The organism is Telluria sp. B2, assembly GCF_051789535.1.
GTDB lineage: Bacteria > Pseudomonadota > Gammaproteobacteria > Burkholderiales > Burkholderiaceae_D > Telluria.
Genome location: NZ_CP196525.1, coordinates 665365 through 683326 on the forward strand (window position 1 = coordinate 665365; position 17962 = coordinate 683326).

The following is a 17962-nucleotide window of genomic DNA, read 5'->3' on the forward strand; positions in this document are numbered from 1 at the left end:
AAAGCTCTTGGTGAATCGTGCCGCGGCAGGGTGCTACAGCATCTCGTTGATGATACCGACGATGTCCTCGCCGTAGGAAACCAGTTTCTTTTCGCCGACGCCGGACACGCCGCGCAGCGCGTCGAGCGAGGTCGGCTTGGTCTTGGCGATCTCGCGCAGGGTCGCGTCCTGGAACACGACATAGGCCGGCACGCCGTGCTCGCGCGCGGCGCCCATGCGCCAGGAGCGCAGGCGCTCGAAAATCGCCTGTTCGGATTTCGACAGTTCCAGCTCCTCGTAGCCCTTCGACGAAGCAAAGCTGCGCTTGGGCTTGACCGGCTTCTGGTACTGGCGCAGCTGCACCTTCTGGCCGCCCTTGAGCACGGGGCGCGCCGCTTCGGTGAGCTTGAGCGAGCTGAAGGCGTCATGGTCGACCGCGACCAGTCCCAGGGCGATCACCTGGCGCACGATCGCGCGCCATTCCTGCTCGCTGCGGTCGCTGCCGATGCCGAACACGGACAGGCTGTCGTGGTGCCACTGGCTGATGCGCTCGGTCTGCACGCCGCGCAGCACGTCGATCACGTGGCCGGCGGCGAAACGCTGGTCGACCCGGTAGATCGCCGACAGCAGCTTTTGCACCGGCACGGTGGCGTCAAACGACACCGGCGGGATCAGGCAGGTGTCGCAGTTGCCGCAGGGGCCGGAGCGCTCGCCGAAATAGTCGAGCAGGCGCATGCGCCGGCAGGACAGGGTCTCGCACAGGCCGAGCATGGCGTCGAGCTTGATCGACAGCACGCGCTTGAAGGTCTCGTCGGCTTCCGACTCGTCGATCATCCGGCGCTGCAGCACCACGTCTTGCAGGCCATAGGCCATCCAGGCGCTGGCCGGCATGCCGTCGCGCCCGGCGCGGCCGGTCTCCTGGTAATAGCCCTCGATGCTCTTCGGCAGGTCGAGGTGGCAGACGAAGCGCACGTCCGGCTTGTCGATGCCCATGCCGAAAGCGATGGTGGCGACCATCACGATGTTCTCTTCGCGCAGGAAACGCGCCTGGTTCCCCGCGCGCAGGCTGTGTTCCATGCCGGCGTGGTAGGGCAGGGCGCGGATGCCGTGCTCGTTCAGGAAGTCGGCGGTCTCCTCGACCTTTTTCCTCGACAGGCAGTAGACGATGCCCGAGTCGCCCGGGTGCTCGGTGGTGATGAAGTCGAGCAGCTGCTTGCGGCCGTTGGTCTTCTCGACGATCGCATAGCGGATGTTCGGGCGGTCGAAGGACGAGACGAACTGGCGCGCTTCTTCCAGCTGCAGGCGCTGGGCGATCTCGGCGCGGGTCTGCTGGTCGGCCGTCGCGGTCAGCGCGATGCGCGGCACGTCCGGGAAACGCTCGTGCAGGATCGACAGGCGGATGTACTCGGGGCGGAAATCATGGCCCCATTGCGACACGCAGTGCGCTTCGTCGATCGCGAACAGCGAGATGCGCGAGGACTCGAACAGGTCGAGGCAGCGCTGGGTCATCAGGCGCTCGGGCGCGACGTAGACCAGGTCGATCTCGCCGGTGCGCACCAGGCGCTCGATGCGCAGCGTCTCTTCGAAGGTCTGGGTCGAGTTCAGGAAAGCGGCACGCACGCCGACTTCTTCCAGCGCGTCGACCTGGTCCTGCATCAGCGCGATCAGCGGCGAGACGACCACGCCGACGCCCTCGCGCAGCAGCGCCGGGATCTGGTAGCACAGCGACTTGCCGCCGCCGGTCGGCATCAGGACCAGGGCGTCGCCGCCATTGGCGACGTGCTGGACGATGTCGGCCTGGTTTCCGCGGAATGCGGGATAGCCGAAGACGGTCTGCAGCACGTGCAGCGCGCGCGCTTCGGTATCCTGGCCTTCGATCTCGGTATACATGGGAGTTTCCTGGCTTATTCCGCCCACTGCACCAGGTCGTAATGTGCGGTGACGAGGACGATCACGCCGAACACGATACGGTACCAGGCGAAGATCGTGAAGTCGTGCGAACTGATATAACGCAGCAGCCAGCGCACGCAGAGGAAGGCGGAAACGAAGGCGGCCAGGCCGCCGAGGCCGAACATCGGCAGGTCGGCCATCGACAGCAGCGCGCGCTCCTTGTACACCGAATACACCGTGGCCGACAGCAGGGTCGGGATCGCGAGGAAGAAGGAGAATTCGGTCGCCGCCTTGCGCGACAGGCCGAACAGCATGCCGCCGATGATGGTCGCGCCCGAGCGGCTGGTGCCCGGGATCAGGGCAAAGGCCTGGGCGCAGCCGACCTTCAGCGCGTCGAGCAGGGTCATCTCGTCCACGGTCTCGATGCGCGAGGCGTGCGGCAGGCCCTTGGGGCGGCGCTCGACCCACAGGATCACCAGGCCGCCGACGATGAAGGCGAGCGCTACCGGCACCGGCTTGAACAGCTCGGCCTTGATGGCGTTGGCGAAGATCAGGCCCAGCAGGGCCGCAGGCAGGAAGGCGACGACCAGGTTGGCAACGAATTTCTGCTGGCGCCGTTCGGTGAACAGGCCGCCCAGTACGCGTCCGATGCGCTCGCGGTATTCCCAGATCACGGCCAGCATGGCGCCGGCCTGGATCGCGATTTCAAAGACTTTGACTTTCTCGCCGGTAAAGTTGAGCAGGCTGCCTGCAAGGATCAGGTGACCGGTGGAGGAGATCGGCAGGAATTCGGTGAAGCCCTCGACCAGGCCCATGATGATCGCCTTGATGGCGAGAAGGATATCCATGAACGTTGCTATCTATTAAAGGGGAATACGGCGCGGAGGAACTGCGCGGGCATGCCGTAGGGGGCGAAGCTTACCACGAGCAGGGCGAATACCGTTGAGTCAGCCACAACGGCGAGGAAATTTTATGCGCCGCATATTGCAGTTCTGTTACGTAAATTTGTACGAACGGCAAGGCGCGCACGATATGGTCGCGTTGTGCCCCACGGCGCATGCAACGTGCTAGACTGGTTTGCATGAGTAACGCTGTCGTCTACCCATGAGCATCCTTGTGATCCTCGCCCTGCTGGCTATTGGCTGGGCAGTGCTGACATCAGGACAATTGCCCAACCTCTTCCGCACGCGCAGCTGCCAGGGCCGCCAGTGGCGCCGCACCTTCCCCAGTGCTTCGAAGAAGCAGATCCGCGAATTCCTTTCCGTGTTCATGTCGGCCTTTGCCTTCCGCGAGACTGACATGTTCAAACTCCGTCCCGACGATCAATTGCTCAGCATTTATCGTGCCCTGTATCCGTCGAAGTGGCTGGCCGATGCCATGGAATTCGAAACCCTTGCCGACGATCTGCGCACCAGGTTCGGCGTCGTGCTCGAAGACATCTGGGACGAGCGCATGACGCTCGGTGCGCTGTTCTCTTACGTGCAGCAGGCAGGGCGCCAGGCCGCCGCGCACTGAGGCGTTCTTGGGCGGCTAGCGCTTTTACCCGCACAGGATATTTACGCGCCGCCTCTTGAATCATCGTCGCCAAAGCTCATCTATTGGCAATGATGAAACAAAAGCTCAACTGGAAGCGTCCGCTCTTCTACCTGCTGCTGCCGGTCTTTTTCATCATGGTCTTCCTCGGCTTCCCGATCCCCGTGGCGCCGCCGCCGGCCACCAAGCCTGGCCAGGAAATTTCTACCACTGTCAAGAAGAAGAAAAAGGTGAGCTTGCTGGCGCCGGGCCAGGCCGAAGCGGACGACGAGGACGAATAGGCCTTGTTGCTTACGGCGCGGTGGCCCGCTCCAGTTCGTCCAGCCAGCGGATCGCCTCTTCGCGGCTGCTCCCGCACATTTCCAGCGACGGCTGCAGGCCGGCGCAGAAGGCCGGCCGGTCCGGATGCCCGAAAATGCGGCAGCGGTTGTCGTCGGCAAGCTGCACGCAGCGCATGCCCGCCGGCTTGCCGTTGGGCATGCCAGGAATCGGACTGGTGATCGAGGGCGCGGTGCAGCAGGCACCGCAATGGTCGCGGCAGTTCATCGTGTTCCTGGGGAGGGCGGGCCGGTAATCAACACGGCCGGGGCAGCCAGTATACCCGCCTGACGGCGGCCGGCAATGGCGTCTGCTCGCGGGCGCTGCACAGTTGGCATTCCTGCTATCGTGGACACAACAGATTACGCCAACCAGGGAGCGCAGTGCATGGCAAGTTCGCTCAAACCACTCGACCAGCAAGTCATGGTCATCACCGGGGCCTCGAGCGGCATCGGCCTGGCCACCGCCCAGGACGCGGCGCGGCGCGGCGCAAAATTGGTGCTGGTTGCGCGCAGCGGCGATGTGCTGGAAGCCATCGTCGGCGGCTTGCGCGCCAGCGGTCATGAGGCCATGCACGTGGTGGCCGACGTCTCGGACCGGGCCCAGGTCGAGAACGTGGCCGCGCAGGCGATCGCGCGCTTCGGGCGCATCGATACCTGGGTCAACGACGCCGGCTGCACCATCTACGGCCGGCTCGACGAAGTCAGCGAGGCCGACAGCCGGCGCCTGTTCGACATCAATTTCTGGGGCATGGTCAACGGTTCATTGACGGCGCTGCCGCACCTGCGCATGACGGGCGGCGCCCTGATCAACGTCGGCAGCGAGGCGTCCGAGGTGGCGATCCCGCTGCAGGGCATGTATTCGGCCAGCAAGCATGCGGTAAAGGGCTTTACCGACGCGCTGCGCATCGAGATCGAACAGGTCGACGGCGCGCCGGTGTCGATCACCCTGATCGAGCCGACCGCCGTCGACACGCCCTTGCCCCAGCACGCACGCAACTACCTGCGGCGCGAACCGAAGCTGCCCGGGCCGCAGCTCGACCCGCACCAGGTGGCTGCCGCCATCCTGCAGGCGGCAACCAGGCCGACCCGCAACCTGAAGGTCGGCGCCATCGCCAGCCTCGACGTGGCGGTGGGCAAATTATTGCCGGGTGTGGCGGACGTGCTCTCGGTCTTCCAGGTGCCGCGCCAGCAGACCGACCAGCCGGCGCAGCACCGCGAGGGTTCTCTTTATCAGCCCTGTAGCGAAGGGCGGATCTACGGTTGCGGTAACGGCAAGGCAAGCTAGCTTCACGGCTATGTTGCCAGTGTTGCAGCGGCGCGTAATGACGGTAAACACGGGGCTGGTTCCTTGTGGCGGCGGGCGCGTGTGTGCTTGACTGCCCTCGGACCGGGGTCTATATTCGATGACTCTTTGAAAGTTGTCGGACAGAAGCATGGAATGCCCATTTGACACCAAGCCGCGCTGGGAGCGCCGCAAGGATGCTCGTCCGCAGGAGCTGCTGGCGGCAGCCATCGACCTGTTCGTCGAACGGGGGTTTGCCGCTACCCGGCTGGAAGACGTCGCGCGCCGCGCGGGCGTCTCGAAGGGGACGCTGTACCTCTACTTCGAAAACAAGGAGGAACTGTTCAAGGCCGTGGTGCGCACCAGTATCGTGCCGGTAATCGGCGAGGCCGAGTCCTCGGTCGCCGAGTTCGACGGCCACAGCGCCGAGCTGCTGCGCAACGTCCTGCTGGCCTGGTGGGAACGGGTCGGTGGCACCAAGGTGTCGGGCATCGCCAAGCTCGTTACCGCCGAGGCGAACAATTTCCCCGAGCTGGCCAAGTTTTACCAGGAAGAAGTGATCAACCGTGGCACGCGCATGATTTCCAGCATGCTCGAGCGCGGCATCGCGCGCGGCGAGTTCCGCACCATCGACGTCACCCAGATGACCCAGGTCCTGATCGCGCCAATGCTCATGCTCGTCACCTGGAAGCATTCGGTCGGGCCCTGCGAGCGCGGCGCCCTCGAGCCGAAAGCCTTCCTCGACACCTTCCTCGACATGGCGCTGCACGGCCTGCTGCCTGCGGCCGCCGCCGTCAGCGGCGTGTGAACGGCGGCGTGAGCGGCCGTGAATGGCCGACCTCTTCAGGACGCCTTTTTCAGGCGTTCATTCCCTCCAAACTGCAGACTGTCGCAATTTCACGCGATCTCGATGCCATCCCGATAAGATGTGCGTCCTGAGGCAGTTCAACGATAAAATATCAGATTATTTCTTTTTCCACCGAGTATTAAGATGAATATCGAACAAGCCCGCTTCAACATGATTGAACAGCAGATCCGCCCCTGGAACGTGCTGGACCAGGATGTTCTCGACCTGTTGCACGTGGTCAAGCGCGAACAGTTCGTGCCGGAGGCCTACCAGAACCTGGCATTCGCCGATGTCGAGATCCCGCTGCCGGGCGGCGAAACGATGTTCAATCCGAAAGTCGAAGCGCGCATTCTGCAGGAACTGAACCTCAAGAAGCATGAGAAGGTGCTGGAAATCGGCGCCGGCTCGGGCTACATGGCGGCGCTGATGGCGCACAAGGCCCAGCACGTGACCACGGTCGAGATCTCGCCGGAACTCAAGGCGCTGGCCGAGCAGAACCTCAGGAAGGCCGGCATCGACAACGTCACCGTGGTCGAGGGCAATGGCGCAGCAGGCTGGCAGCAGGGCGCACCTTACGACGTGATCGTCATCTCGGGCGGCCTGGACAGCCTGCCGGAAGCCTTTCTCCAGCAGGTGAAGGTGGGCGGGCGCATCGCCGCCATCGTCGGTCAGTCGCCGGCGATGACCTGCGAGATCGTGACCCGTGTCTCGGAAAACGGCATTGATACGGTCAAGCTGTTCGAGACCAACGCCAAGCCGCTGGCAGGCGCGCCGGCCAAGTCGCACTTCGTCTTCTGATCGGACGCGCGATGCAACACATTACCGCTCCCGAGTTGGCCGCCTGGCTGGCCGACCCGGCGCGCCCGCGCCCGCTGCTGCTCGACGTGCGCGAGAACTGGGAATTCGAGACCTGCCACATCGCAGGCTCGACCCAGATCCCGATGCACCTGATCCCGATCCGCGCCGGCGAGCTCGGCGACGACCAGGAGATCGTCTGCATCTGCCACCACGGTGCGCGCAGCATGCAGGTCGCCGCTTTCCTCGAACGCAACGGGTTCGAGAACGTAACGAATTTGACGGGCGGAATACACGCCTGGGCCATGCAGGTCGATCCGGCGATGCCGAAGTATTGACCTGTTTTCCTAACTTTTGATGACTCCGACGGAGACCGCAATGCAGAAACCCCTCATCGCCATGCTGCTGGCCAGCGCTTTCGTGTCCTTCGACGCGAGCGCGATCGACCTGATCCAGGTGTACCAGCAGGCACTGGCCAACGACGCCACTTACGCCAGCGCGCGCGCATCGCTCGCCGCCGGCCGTGAACGGGTGACGCAGGGGCGTGCGGGTTTGCTGCCGACCGTCGGCCTGTCGGGGTCCTATTCCAGGAGCGACAGCGACTTCACCCCATTCAACGCAGGCCAGACCGGCGCCATCGCCGGCAACGGCCCGGCGCTGCGCACCAATGAGTACGGCCTGTCGCTGACCCAGCCGCTGTTCCGCTGGGACCGCTGGCAGACCTATGAGCAGAGCAAGCTGGCCCAGGCGATCGCCGAAGCCCAGTTCGCCCAGGCCCAGCAGGACCTGATCACGCGCGTGGCCCAGGCCTATTTCGACGTGCTGGCGGCCCAGGACACGCTGGAATCGACCCGCGCCCAGAAGAGCGCCGTGACCGAACAGCTGGCCTCGGCCAAGCGCAACTTCGAGGTCGGTACCCAGACCATCACGGACACGCACGAAGCGCAGGCCGCCTACGACCTGGTGGTGGCGCAGGAGTTCGCCGCTGTCAACGACCTGGAAAACAAGCGCAGCGCGCTGCAGGCGATCATCGGCACCGAGCCGGGCACCCTCGCTCCGCTGCAGTCGGGCATCTCGCTGGCGCCGCCGCAGCCGGCCAGCGTCGACCCGTGGGTGACGTCGGCCGAAACCCAGAACTATGGCGTGACCGTGCAGCAGCTGTCCCTGGAGTCGGCCAAGCGCGACATCTCGAAGAACCGCGCCGGCCACCTGCCGACCCTGGACCTGGTTGCCAGCACCGGCCGCAGCGACGTCAGCGGACGCACCGCCAGCTCGGGCGACGGGCGCAGCAATTCCATCGGTGTGCAGTGGTCGGTGCCGATCTTCAGCGGCTTCGCCGTGACCAGCCGCGTGCGCGAAGCGATCGCGCTGGAAGACCGCGCCCGCAACGACCTCGAAGCGACCCGCCGCAATGCCGCCCTGCAGGCGCGCCAGGCCTTCCTCGGCGTGAACAGCGGCCTGGCCCAGGTCAAGGCCCTGGAAGCGGCCGAAGTGTCGAGCCAGTCGGCGCTCGAATCGAACAAGCTGGGCTACCAGGTTGGCGTGCGCATCAACATCGACGTGCTGAACGCCCAGCGCCAGCTGTACTCGACCCGCACCGACCTGGCCCGTGCGCGCTACAACACGATCCTGAACGGCCTGCGCCTGAAGGCGGCCTCGGGCTCGCTGCGCGAGGCGGACCTGGTGCCGGTGAACAACCTGCTGCAGAAGTAAGCAGGTCGTTTCGGAGCAGGTCGTCCCGGCAATATGAAAAACGGCGCCGTGGCGGATGCCGTTCAGTTAGCCGTAGTCGTAGGGTGGGCACGGAGTGCCCACCCTACATTCACTTGCGCGGCCGCAGCAGCCCCAGCCCCTGGCTGTTGGTACGCACGACGATCGCACCGTCGTCGGCCACGGCCAGCGCCGCAACCAGCGCGACATCCTGGGGCAGGTCCTTGACCCGCTCGTTCAGGTCGACCAGGCCATAGCTGCTGGCCCAGGCGATCGCTCGCTCGGCAACGAGGTTCGGGTCGAACGACGAGCCCACCACCAGTCCGGAGGCATTGACCGCGACCGCACGCGAGTCGCGGCCGCCACCCAGGGTGCCGAGTTCGTGCAGGGTGGTGCCGTCGTGCAGGAAGGCGACCGTGCGGCCGTCGGGGTAGCCGACCGAGCCGACCACGTGGCCGGCGGCATTGATCGCAGTCGCTTCCGTATGCCGGGCGCCGGGCGGCAGGCCGAGATCGAGCAAGGTGCCGCCGCCATAGCGGTAGGCGCGCAAGCTGGTCGCGTCGCGCGACAAGATGGCGACCTGGCCGGCTTCGTTGATGTCGACCGCCCGCGAGTCCCGGTCCGGCGGGCCGATGTCCAGGAGCGGCGCGCCGGTGCGCGCGTCGTACAGGAAGGCGTGATACGTGGTGTTGTCCGGATAGAAGGCGTAGCCGACGACCTGCCCCACCGAGTTGAGTGCTTCCGCGGCCGAGGTCGTGCCACCGAAGGTGCCGAGGTCGCGCATGGTCCTGCCGTCATGATAGAAGGCATGCCACGGACCGCCGGTGCTGCCGGCCCAGCCGGCCACCTTGCCGCAAGTGCTGATCGCGTTGCCGTAGGAGTCGGCGCCGCCGAGCGTGCCGAGGTCGCGCATGGTGCCGCTGCTGTAGTGGAAGGCATGCGGCTGACCGGTCGCCGTGCTGGCCCAGCCGGCGACCTGGCCACAGCGGTTGATCGAGAAGGCGCGGGCGCTGCCGCCGCCGAGGGTGCCGAGGTCGATGCTCTTCTTGCCGTCGAACAGGAAGGCCCTGGCCTCGCTCCCGACCCAGGCGGTGCCCGCCACCAGGCCGCCATTGGCGATACCCTGGCGCACGACGGCGCCCAGACTCATGCCTGGCAGGCCGATCGGCGTGAAGTCGTAGAGCGGGCCGCGTGCCACCGGGGGCGGCGGAGGGGGTGGCGAAACCACAGGCGGCGCCGGCTGGCGGTCGGGGCCGTTGCCGCCGCCGCCGCCGCAAGCGGTCAGCAGGGACGCGAGTGCAAGCGATGCCGCCAGCGCCGCGCGTCGGCCCGGGTGGACTGTGACTGGAAGGGATGTGAACATGGCTGCCTCCATAGACGAGTTCACTTCCAGTCTAGGATCAGCTTGCCTGAGTGTTCAGTAAAAGAGCGGTTTGCTTAAGCGGGGTCAAAGCACTGGCTTGAGTTGCTGCAATAAGGAAATTTAGTTCCAGAATGAAAGAATGAAGTATAAAAGACGGCGCCGTAGCGCTGATGCCGTTCAGTTAAGCCGTAGTCGTAGGGTGGGCACCCCGTGCCCACGCGTTATGCACGTGGCCGTCAGTCACATGCGGCGACATTTCGCCCGCAACGTGTGCAATGGAAGCGGGCCAGGATTGACCTTAGCGGGCGAGAAGTTCCTGGCGGCAGACGAAGGAGGCGCACGTAACGCGTGGGCACGGAGTGCCCGCCCTACGATGCCTGCCCGAACCAAGCTATTTCCAGCTTAACTGAACGGCATTAGCGCCGTAGCGCCGTCCTTTATAGTTCCGCGCTTATTTGCCTTCGCGCGCCTTGCGCCATGCGATCATCTCGGCGATGGTCAGGATGGGAAAACCGCGTTCCTCGGCGAAGCGTTCGATGTCTTCGCCGCGCATCATGGTGCCGTCCGGATTCATCAGTTCGCACAGCACCGCGGCCGGCTGCAGGCCGGCCATGGTCGCCAGGTCGACCGAGCCTTCGGTGTGGCCGGCGCGGGCCAGCACGCCGCCCGGGGTGGCGCGCAGCGGGAACACGTGGCCCGGACGCACCAGGTCTTCCGGTCTGGCATCGGCCGCGATCGCGGTACGGATCGTGGTCACCCGGTCGGCGGCCGAGACGCCGGTGGTGACGCCGTGGCGCGCCTCGATCGAGACCGTGAACGGGGTGCCGTAGCGGCTGCCGTTCTCGATCGCCATCGGCGGCAGCTCGAGCGCGCGCACCTTATCGGCGGACAGGCAGAGGCAGACGATGCCGCTGCACTCGCGGATCATCAGGGCCATCGTTTCGACCGTGAGCTTGTCGGCGGCGACGATCAGGTCGGCCTCGTTTTCGCGGTCGAAATCGTCGAGCAGGATGACGGGGACGCCGGCCTTGGTCGCGGCCAGTGCTGCTTCGATACGGCCGTCCAGGTCGGTGCTGTGAAGGGAGTAAGTGTTGACTAACATGTGAAACGCTCCTCGCGTGAAGTTGGCGAAAAACGCATCAGGGCAAGCGAATGGACGCGAATGCCTGCAGGCCGTACGGGCGAGCGGAAGCAAACGCATTGCAGCGCACATCTTCTTTCATCCGGACTATGACCGTCGGCCCTGGATTCGCACCAGATCTGCTGACCCTGCTAAACACAGCAGGCGCTCGCGGGCTTGACCTCGGGAGGTTTTACCGCCGGTGGGGAATTCCACCCCGCCCCGAAGACGTATTGATTGCCTGCTTAGCAGACCTCTCAATTTTACTGGCGAAATTGGGTTTTTGCTTGCGGAAGGAGAGTTTGTTGGCCGGCAGCGCATGCATGTTCTTGCATACGCTGCCCGTATGTAGAGCAGGCAGCGCACTTTCCAGTATAGTCACAATAATTTGCGTGCATGCTATTGGGGCGGCATTCAGTCCGGCTGTCTCACTGTTTCGAGTGTTCCCTGATACCTGCCGCTAAGCTGGTCAGCCATTTGACATTGTATTTTGCCTTGCTGCCGTCGGGTACGTCATCCAGTACCGTCAGCGTGTACATACTCTTATTGGTGACCCACATCAGTTCAGAGGACAACCATCCAGCGGGCGATCTCTTGACGGAAAAACGCGCCGGGGCATTATTTACTTTCGTGTTCATCAATTCTTTGATAATCATGACACCGCCGCCATCGCCGACATAATTCCACTCATGCAACATTACCGCGACATTATCATCACGTTTAAAAATTCGTGTGACACTGCTCCAAGGGCCCTTCTGTGATGGACCTTCCGGAACAACACCTTCAAGCGTATATTTTCCGAGTTCTCCACGAGATATATCCGCCAGCTTGAATGTCAAGTTGTTCTCTACGTCGCGCAGCGACTTAAGTTGAGTGTGATAATTTTTTCTGTAGATAATAGCGTCGTCAGATATTTCCCCAAGTTTGCGGTTGGTGCCGAACGGCTGTTCGGCTAAATCCTCCTCAACCATTTTTTTTACGGTTGGGGTTAATTTATGAATGCTGGTAACGGTAACTTTTCCAATTTGAACACCAGGCACTGGACTGCTTTGCGGTAATTTTTCGTTGGAATTGTTGGCGAAAGCTGGATGCGTAGCGAAGGCAATTAGCAGACCAACGGCTAGATATATTTTCATGGTGACCTCGTAATTCTGGTGTCAAAATTAGCGGCCCCAATTGGCCAAGTTGCAATCTACAGCTGTACTATTTCCTAAAAAACGGATGAACCCCCCGTCGCTTTTCCAATGGTATCCGACGACCCTGCCGTACCAAAACTCCGAACCGAGGTGGCCAGCATAGGAGCGCCAAGTGTTTTCCCAGCCGCTCGTGGTGCCATTGCGTGTCGTATTGATGGTGTGAAGGAAGGCTCCATTCCGGTAATGTTCCGAGGCAGTCCACAACATTGAACTTTTAAACGACCAGTCGACAGTGATACTTTCCTGTGCTCCAGCGGCCAAACATGAACGACTGACAATGCCCAATGCACTAGCATTGGTGGCTGGAAGAAGTAGCGCCATCAGCGATGCAATGATGGGTAAACGGGCAACTTTTCCTATTTCTTTCATTTTATATCCCTTAAAGTTCGGTTTTTCAAGGTGTGTAAATGAGGCAGCAAGAAATATATTCCTTCATCCGCTAGGGTCCATATACTAGGCGGTTCATTTGAGATTTCATGAATGTAGCGATGGGGATAATAAAGCAAGTTGATTAGAGAATTTTTGACGACCATTAAGCTTCTGAGGTCGATGGCTGCAGTTGTTCTATTAATCAATTTCCTTGACTCATGAATTAAGGGTTGCTGAAATGCCTTTATGCAAGCTATCGCAAAAAAAGGCCGAGCTCCTGATGGAACTCGGCCCTTTGCAGAATTTTGCTGTTAAGTGGATTTCTTATAGTTAAATCAAATTGGCGGCGCCAGTTTCAATCGCTCTTACGCACTCAGGCCGCCGCCGCCTTCGTTGTCCTTGCGCTGGATGAACTCGATCTTGTAGCCATCCGGGTCGGTAACGAAGGCGATCACGGTGCTGCCGCCCTTGACCGGGCCCGGTTCGCGGGTGATGTTGCCGCCGGCCGCGCGCACGGCGTCGCAGGTGGCGTAGATGTCTTCGGCCGAGATCGCGATGTGGCCGTAGGCGGTGCCCATGTCGTAGCTGTCGACGCCGTAGTTGTAGGTCAGCTCGAGTTCGGCGTGGTCCGGGTTGCTGCCGTAGCCGAGGAAGGCCAGCTTGTACTTGTACTCGGGGTTGTCGCTGGTGCGCAGCAGTTGCATGCCGAGGATCTTGGTGTAGAAGTCGATCGAGCGCTGCAGGTCGCCGACGCGGAGCATGGTGTGGAGGAAGCGCATGGTCTTGTCTTTCTTGATGGTTCAGAAAGGGACAATTTTATGCGTTTGAGGCGAAGCTTGCCGGAGACGGCTGTGTGGGGGACTGGCTTGTCCGGCAGGGCGAGCGGAAGTTGAATGCGGCGCCTGAGCCAGTCCGGTGGACCGGATCACGCGCCGCTCGCCCCGCCTGCTGCGGCTCAGCTTTCCAGGCGCGAGCTCAGGGTGATCTTCGCGTTCAGCAGCTTCGACACCGGGCAGTTTTCCTTGGCCGTATTCGCCGCCTTGTCGAAGGCTTCCTGGCTGGCGCCGGGGATCTTGGCGACCAGGTCGAGGTGGACGGCGGTGATGGCGAAGCCGCCTTCGACCTTCTCCATCGAGACGGTGGCGGTGGTGCGCAGTTCCTGGGCCGTCATGCCGGCCTGGCCGAGCTGGCCCGACAGCGCCATCGTGAAGCAGCCTGCATGCGCGGCGCCGATCAGTTCCTCGGGGTTGGTGCCGGGGCCGTCCTCGAAGCGGGTGTTGAAGCCGTACTGCGAATCCTTCAGCACGCCGCTGCCGGTCGAGACCGCGCCCTTGCCGTCCTTCAGGCCGCCGCTCCAGACGGCGCTGCCATTGCGTTTGATGGTCATGTGGTTTCCTTTCAGCGGTTCTTGCCCGGCAGGGGCTCGCTTGAGTCGTGATCGCGCATCGAGCGATGGCGGTCGGGTTGTGGATTGGCCTGGCCGGTGGCGCCAGGGGCAGGTTCGACGGCTTCGCTCACGCCGGGGGTGGCGCGGGCGTCGGTGTCGACCAGGCCCTGGGCCAGGTCTTCGGCCGCCTGCTTGATGACGCCGCGCGGTTCAAGGTCCTGGCCGTCGGGCGACTCGTCGCGCTCGTGCGGCTCGCGCTTGACGCCGTCGTTCTCGATCTTCGCATCGGTGTTGACGAAGCGATCTTTGGTTTCGGTAACCATTGCATTCTCCTTCTGCAGTCTCTTGCAGGAATCCTAACGCGTCGAGCCTGTGGCAGTCGCGCAATTGGATGATGCTTTTTTGCAATTAAATCGATAACATGATGCTTTTTATATTCTTGCCGGAAAGTCAGCGTGAAAAGCGAAGTCCAATTGCATCAAGCCGCCGCCCATTGCCCGAATTGCGCTACCCAACTCGGCGGCAAGTTTTGTCAGGGCTGCGGACAGCCGGCCCACCTGCACGTGCCGAGCGCACGCGAATTCCTGCACGAGTTCATCGCCCATTACGTCGCGCTTGAAGGCAAGCTGTGGAAATCGATGGCGCTGCTGCTGTTCAAGCCGGGCAAGCTGACGGTCGAATACATCCAGGGCCGCCGCGTGCGCTACGTCGAGCCGCTGCGGCTCTACCTGAGCTTCAGCATCATCTTCTTTGCGATTTTCAAGCTGAGCGGAATGACGGTCGCGAACCTCGGCGAACCCGACAAGCCGGCCATCGCCGCCGCGCAGCCGGCTGCGAACGCGGGCGGAAACGACGGCGCGATGCCTGCGCCCGAAGCGCGCGAGGAGGCGCCGGCGGCGGCCGGCGATGCATCCATTGCCGGCAAGCGGCAGCCGGCGGAAGCGCGCGGCCAGGATGGCGACGTCGATCTGAATTTCTCGCTGCGCGAAAAGCTCGCTGCCCTCCACCCCACGCTCGGCGAGAAGTATGCGCACTTCCGCGAGCAGCCCGGCGAGGTCCAGGCCACGGCCCTGCGCCGCGCCTTCTTCGCCAACGCCCCGTACGCGATCTTCGCGCTGATGCCGCTGTTCGCGTTCTTCCTGAAGGTGCTCTACCTGGGTTCGGGGCGGCGCTACGGCGAGCACGTGCTGTTCGCCCTGCACAGCAATGCCTTTGCCTTCCTGATGCTCAGCGTGATGCTGGTGACGCCCGACTTCATCCCCTTCGTCGGGCCGGCAATGTTCCTGTGGCTGGTGTTCTACCTGCCGACCGCCATGCGCCGGGTCTACGGGGGTAGCCGCACCGTGACCGCGCTGCGCTGGATCGTGCTGATGAACCTGCACATGCTGAGCATCGCGACCGCCATCGCGCTGGCGACGGCCCTGGCTCTGGCCGGCTGATCTTGCTCTTCCGGCCCCTGCGCATCTATACTGTGATTTTGTACAGTATTCGATGTGCGGCCGGGTAGCAGGCGCTGGGATTATCGGTTAATCTCGCAGCGTGTTTTCCTATCGATGCCGAGAAACCTATGCCCTCTACGCCCGCCCCGCAACAAATCATCGCGCTCGTCGTACGGCAGAACACGGCCGGGATCGAAGAGCCGGTCGCGCGCATCCTCGGCTTCCTGCAGGGCTCGGGCTACCGCGTCGTGTTCGAGGCCGACACGGCCGCCCATCTCGGTATGCCCGGCGTCGAGCCGATGAGCGTGGCCGACATCGGTGAACAGGCCGACCTCGCGGTCGTCATGGGCGGCGACGGCACCATGCTCGGCATCGCGCGCCAGCTCGCCAAGTACGACATCCCGCTGATCGGCATCAACCTCGGCCGCCTCGGCTTCATCACCGACATCCCGGTCGAGCGCATGCTGCCGGCGCTGGCCGAAATCCTGCAGGGCAAGGCCACGGCCGAGAAGCGCACCCTGCTCGAAGGCCGCGTCATGCGCGGCGGCGAGATGATCTATTGCGGCGTGGCCGTGAACGACGTGGTGGTGGCGCGCGGCAGCGGCGCCGGCATGGCGGAATTGCGCGTGGCCGTCGACGGCCAGTTCATGTACAACCAGCGCTCGGACGGCCTGATCGTCTCGACGCCGACCGGCTCCACGGCCTATGCGCTGTCGGCCGGCGGCCCGCTGCTGCACCCGAGCCTGCAGGGCATCGTGCTGGTGCCGATCGCGCCGCACGCGCTGTCGAACCGGCCGATCGCCGTGCCCGACACCAGCGAGATCGTGGTCGAAATCGTCTCGGGCCGCGACATCTCCGTGAACTTCGACATGCAGACCTTCGCCAGCCTGCAGCACGGCGACGAGATCGTCATCTCGCGCTCGCCCAACACCATCACCTTCCTGCACCCGGAAGGCTGGAGCTATTACCACACCCTGCGCGAAAAGCTGCACTGGCACGAATACCCGTCCTACGACGGCAAACTCAAATAAAGAACCGACAGGAGACCTGTTTCTTCATGCTGCGCACACTGACCATCCGCGACTTCGTCATCGTCGACGCCATCGAACTCGAATTCGCCAACGGCTTTTCGGTCTTCACCGGCGAGACCGGGGCGGGTAAATCGATCCTGATCGATGCGCTGCAGCTGGCCCTGGGCGGGCGCGGCGAGGCAAGCATGGTGCGCGAAGGCGCGGCCAAGGCCGACATCACGGCCGATTTCGCGGTGACCGAGCAGGCCGCATCCTGGCTCGAGCAGCACGAGTTCGCCCTGGATGAGGGCGGGGCGCTGCTGCGCCGCGTGATCGACAACGCCGGCCGCTCGAAAGCCTACATCAACGGCATCGCCGCCACCGCCGGCCAGCTGCGCGAGCTGGGCGAAATGCTGGTCGACATCCATGGCCAGCATGCGCACCAGAGCCTCTTGAAGGCCGACGCCCAGCGCGCCCTGCTCGATAACCAGATCGCCGTGCGCGATCCGCAGGCCGCCGCCGAGGCGCAGGAAGTGGCCGTCGCCTACCGCGCCTGGCGCGCGCTGTCGCGCCAGCGCGAGGAATACGAAACCAACGCCAAGAACGTGCTGATCGAGCGCGAGCGCCTGGAATGGCAGGTGAGCGAACTCGACAAGCTGGCGCCGAAACCGGGCGAGTGGGTCGAGATCTCGAACGAGCACAGCCGCCTGTCGCACGCCGCCAGCCTGATCGAAGGCGCGCAGGAAGCGCTGGCCGCCATCTCGGAATCGGACCACCCGATCCTGTCGCAACTGTCGTCGCTGAACACCAAGCTCGGTAAACTGGTCGACGTCGACGCCGAGCTGCAGGCCGTGCTCGACTGCATGGAACCGGCGCGCATCCAGCTGCAGGAAGCGGTGTACGCCCTGAACAACTACATCGACAAGGTCGAGCTCGACCCGGACCGCCTGCGCGAAGTCGACGCCCGCATGGACGCCCTGCACAGCGCCGCGCGCAAGTACCGCGTCACGCCGGAAGAGCTGCCCGAGGAGCACGCGGCCCTGGCCGCGAAACTGCGCCAGCTGGCCGACGCCACCGACATCGAGGGATTGAAACGCCAGGAAGAAAAAGCGGAAAGCACCTACCGCAAGGTGGCGAACCGACTCTCGGCGCGGCGCGTAGTGGCGGCGAAGGCCCTGAGCGAGCAGGTCACGCTCGCGATGCAGGAACTGAGCATGAGCGGCGGGCGTTTCGAGGTGTCGCTGAACCAGTCCGAGCCCGGAGCGCACGGTCTCGAGCAGGTCGAATTCCTGGTGGCCGGCCACGCCGGCGTGGCGCCGCGTCCGCTGGCGAAAGTCGCCTCGGGCGGCGAACTGGCGCGTATCTCACTCGCGATCTCCGTCATCACCTCGCATGCGACCACCACGCCGACCCTCATCTTCGACGAGGTCGACAGCGGCATCGGCGGCGGCGTGGCCGAAGTGGTCGGGCGCCTCCTGAAACGCCTGGGCCAGCAGCGGCAAGTGCTGTGCGTGACCCACCTGCCGCAGGTGGCGAGCCAGGCCAACCAGCACTTCCAGGTGGCCAAGGGCACGACCAGCGAAGGCCGCACCGTCTCGCGCATCGAGGTGCTGAACAACCGCGCGCGCGTCGAGGAAGTGGCGCGCATGCTGGGCGGGATCGAGATCACGGAGACGACGCGCAAGCATGCGCGGGAGTTGCTGGCTTCGTGACAGCCCCCGC

The 17962-nt window shown here is 63.7% G+C and carries 20 protein-coding genes and 1 riboswitch; of the genes, 10 read left to right on the plus strand and 10 right to left on the minus strand.

Annotated elements, in window-relative coordinates:
* Window positions 1-33: 33 nt before the first annotated feature.
* Entirely contained in the window at window positions 34-1869 is a 1836-nt protein-coding gene (recQ, locus tag ACSUZJ_RS02985) for a DNA helicase RecQ (protein ID WP_499413177.1), read from the minus strand.
* A gap of 14 nt (window positions 1870-1883) precedes the next feature.
* A complete protein-coding gene (locus tag ACSUZJ_RS02990) occupies window positions 1884-2717 on the minus strand; it encodes an undecaprenyl-diphosphate phosphatase (RefSeq protein WP_499413179.1) in 834 nt (277 codons plus the stop codon).
* Between the two features lie 268 nt (window positions 2718-2985).
* Between ACSUZJ_RS02990 and ACSUZJ_RS02995 the strand changes: the two genes are divergently transcribed.
* Entirely contained in the window at window positions 2986-3384 is a 399-nt protein-coding gene (locus ACSUZJ_RS02995; RefSeq protein ID WP_499413181.1) for a hypothetical protein, read from the plus strand.
* Window positions 3385-3473: 89 nt separating this feature from the next.
* A complete protein-coding gene (locus tag ACSUZJ_RS03000; RefSeq protein WP_499413183.1) occupies window positions 3474-3683 on the plus strand; it encodes a hypothetical protein in 210 nt (69 codons plus the stop codon).
* Between the two features lie 10 nt (window positions 3684-3693).
* Here the strand turns inward: ACSUZJ_RS03000 and ACSUZJ_RS03005 are convergent, their stop codons facing one another.
* Window positions 3694-3948 (minus strand): YkgJ family cysteine cluster protein, encoded by a 255-nt coding sequence (locus ACSUZJ_RS03005; protein ID WP_499413185.1) that lies wholly within the window; start codon window positions 3946-3948, stop codon window positions 3694-3696.
* 159 nt (window positions 3949-4107) lie between these two features.
* Between ACSUZJ_RS03005 and ACSUZJ_RS03010 the strand changes: the two genes are divergently transcribed.
* The 5 genes from ACSUZJ_RS03010 to ACSUZJ_RS03030 all read left to right on the plus strand — a co-directional run bounded on the left by ACSUZJ_RS03010 (window position 4108) and on the right by ACSUZJ_RS03030 (window position 8359).
* Entirely contained in the window at window positions 4108-5007 is a 900-nt protein-coding gene (locus ACSUZJ_RS03010) for an SDR family oxidoreductase (protein WP_499413187.1), read from the plus strand.
* A gap of 148 nt (window positions 5008-5155) precedes the next feature.
* Window positions 5156-5812: a TetR/AcrR family transcriptional regulator gene (locus tag ACSUZJ_RS03015; protein WP_499413189.1), complete on the plus strand. Its 657-nt coding sequence runs from the start codon at window positions 5156-5158 to the stop codon at window positions 5810-5812.
* 183 nt (window positions 5813-5995) lie between these two features.
* Complete coding sequence (locus ACSUZJ_RS03020) at window positions 5996-6649, plus strand: protein-L-isoaspartate O-methyltransferase family protein (protein ID WP_499413191.1); 654 nt, start codon at window positions 5996-5998, stop codon at window positions 6647-6649.
* An 11-nt stretch (window positions 6650-6660) separates the two neighbouring features.
* Window positions 6661-6984: a rhodanese-like domain-containing protein gene (locus tag ACSUZJ_RS03025; RefSeq protein ID WP_499413193.1), complete on the plus strand. Its 324-nt coding sequence runs from the start codon at window positions 6661-6663 to the stop codon at window positions 6982-6984.
* Between the two features lie 40 nt (window positions 6985-7024).
* Window positions 7025-8359: a TolC family outer membrane protein gene (locus tag ACSUZJ_RS03030; RefSeq protein ID WP_499413195.1), complete on the plus strand. Its 1335-nt coding sequence runs from the start codon at window positions 7025-7027 to the stop codon at window positions 8357-8359.
* Window positions 8360-8468: 109 nt separating this feature from the next.
* On the opposite strand, the gene ACSUZJ_RS03035 is transcribed toward ACSUZJ_RS03030, so the two are convergent.
* The 7 genes from ACSUZJ_RS03035 to ACSUZJ_RS03065 all read right to left on the minus strand — a co-directional run bounded on the left by ACSUZJ_RS03035 (window position 8469) and on the right by ACSUZJ_RS03065 (window position 14114).
* On the minus strand, window positions 8469-9719 hold the full coding sequence (locus ACSUZJ_RS03035; RefSeq protein ID WP_499413197.1) for a hypothetical protein: 1251 nt from the start codon (window positions 9717-9719) through the stop codon (window positions 8469-8471).
* Between the two features lie 451 nt (window positions 9720-10170).
* Window positions 10171-10821: a 3,4-dihydroxy-2-butanone-4-phosphate synthase gene (gene ribB / locus ACSUZJ_RS03040; protein ID WP_499413199.1), complete on the minus strand. Its 651-nt coding sequence runs from the start codon at window positions 10819-10821 to the stop codon at window positions 10171-10173.
* Between the two features lie 105 nt (window positions 10822-10926).
* Window positions 10927-11073, minus strand: a riboswitch (FMN riboswitch).
* Window positions 11074-11267: 194 nt separating this feature from the next.
* On the minus strand, window positions 11268-11975 hold the full coding sequence (locus ACSUZJ_RS03045) for a hypothetical protein (RefSeq protein ID WP_499413201.1): 708 nt from the start codon (window positions 11973-11975) through the stop codon (window positions 11268-11270).
* A gap of 27 nt (window positions 11976-12002) precedes the next feature.
* Complete coding sequence (locus tag ACSUZJ_RS03050) at window positions 12003-12404, minus strand: hypothetical protein (protein WP_499413203.1); 402 nt, start codon at window positions 12402-12404, stop codon at window positions 12003-12005.
* 365 nt (window positions 12405-12769) lie between these two features.
* Window positions 12770-13183, minus strand: a complete 414-nt coding sequence (gloA, locus tag ACSUZJ_RS03055; protein ID WP_499413205.1) for a lactoylglutathione lyase — start codon at window positions 13181-13183, stop codon at window positions 12770-12772.
* Window positions 13184-13359: 176 nt separating this feature from the next.
* Window positions 13360-13791 carry an OsmC family protein gene (locus ACSUZJ_RS03060; RefSeq protein ID WP_499413207.1) on the minus strand — a complete coding sequence of 144 codons (432 nt, stop codon included), beginning with the start codon at window positions 13789-13791 and terminating at the stop codon, window positions 13360-13362.
* 11 nt (window positions 13792-13802) lie between these two features.
* Window positions 13803-14114 (minus strand): hypothetical protein, encoded by a 312-nt coding sequence (locus tag ACSUZJ_RS03065; protein ID WP_499413209.1) that lies wholly within the window; start codon window positions 14112-14114, stop codon window positions 13803-13805.
* A 132-nt stretch (window positions 14115-14246) separates the two neighbouring features.
* Between ACSUZJ_RS03065 and ACSUZJ_RS03070 the strand changes: the two genes are divergently transcribed.
* The 3 genes from ACSUZJ_RS03070 to recN all read left to right on the plus strand — a co-directional run bounded on the left by ACSUZJ_RS03070 (window position 14247) and on the right by recN (window position 17952).
* Window positions 14247-15230: a DUF3667 domain-containing protein gene (locus ACSUZJ_RS03070; protein ID WP_499413211.1), complete on the plus strand. Its 984-nt coding sequence runs from the start codon at window positions 14247-14249 to the stop codon at window positions 15228-15230.
* Window positions 15231-15358: 128 nt separating this feature from the next.
* A complete protein-coding gene (locus tag ACSUZJ_RS03075; RefSeq protein ID WP_499413213.1) occupies window positions 15359-16261 on the plus strand; it encodes an NAD kinase in 903 nt (300 codons plus the stop codon).
* 26 nt (window positions 16262-16287) lie between these two features.
* Window positions 16288-17952, plus strand: coding sequence for a DNA repair protein RecN (gene recN / locus ACSUZJ_RS03080; protein ID WP_499413215.1), 1665 nt, complete (start codon window positions 16288-16290; stop codon window positions 17950-17952).
* Window positions 17953-17962 lie beyond the last annotated feature (10 nt).